The sequence below is a fragment of the Komagataeibacter xylinus NBRC 15237 genome, assembly GCF_001571345.1.
GTDB classification, from domain to species: Bacteria; Pseudomonadota; Alphaproteobacteria; order Acetobacterales; family Acetobacteraceae; genus Komagataeibacter; species Komagataeibacter xylinus.
This window is the reverse complement of sequence record NZ_BCTP01000146.1, coordinates 1-686: the sequence shown is the minus strand read 5'-3', so window position 1 is coordinate 686 and position 686 is coordinate 1. Positions and strand designations below refer to the sequence as shown.

Below are 686 nucleotides of genomic sequence, written 5' to 3'. Positions count from 1 at the left end.
TGTTGATTTTCACTGAGAACTGACCCGGGTAGGGCGGAAATTTTCATCGAGATTTGACCCATGCCTTCACACTCCCCGGCAGCATCTGCTGGGGGTTTGAGGAGTGATTGACATGGAGCTTCTGAGTGTGATCCGTCGGTGGCACTGCCGGGATCATCTTCCGATCCGCGAGATCGAACGCCGGACGGGACTGTCACGCAATACGATCCGGAAATATCTCCGGGCACAGAGTATTGAACCACGGTTTCAGGTTCCCGAACGTCCCAGCCGACTGGACCCGTTTGCTGACAGGCTGAGGGGATGGCTGGTCCTGGAAGCCGCTCGCCCCCGCAAGAACCGGCGCACGGCGCGACGACTGCATGAAGACCTTGTGGCGCTGGGTTATGATGGGTCCTACGGACGGGTGGCCGCTTTCATCCGGCAGTGGAAACACGAACAGCGCCAGGCACGCCAGACAACGGGTCGGGGTGTTTTCGTGCCCCTGTGCTTCCAGCCCGGGGAAGCCTTCCAGTTCGACTGGGGCGAGGACTGGGCGATAATTGCCGGGCATCGCGTCAAGCTGCAGGTTGCCCACACCAAACTGTCCTTCAGCCGGGCCTTCATACTCAAGGCCTATCCCCTGCAGACCCACGAGATGCTTTTCGATGCGCTTACCGAGGCCTTCCGCGTGCTCGGTGGCGTGCCGC

General features: G+C 60.6%; 1 protein-coding gene. It reads left to right on the top strand.

From position 1 onward, the window contains the following. Positions 1-112: 112 nt before the first annotated feature. Positions 113-686, top strand: a 574-nt coding sequence (gene istA, locus GXY01S_RS16810) for an IS21 family transposase (protein ID WP_156470357.1), incomplete at its 3' end; no start/stop codon positions are given.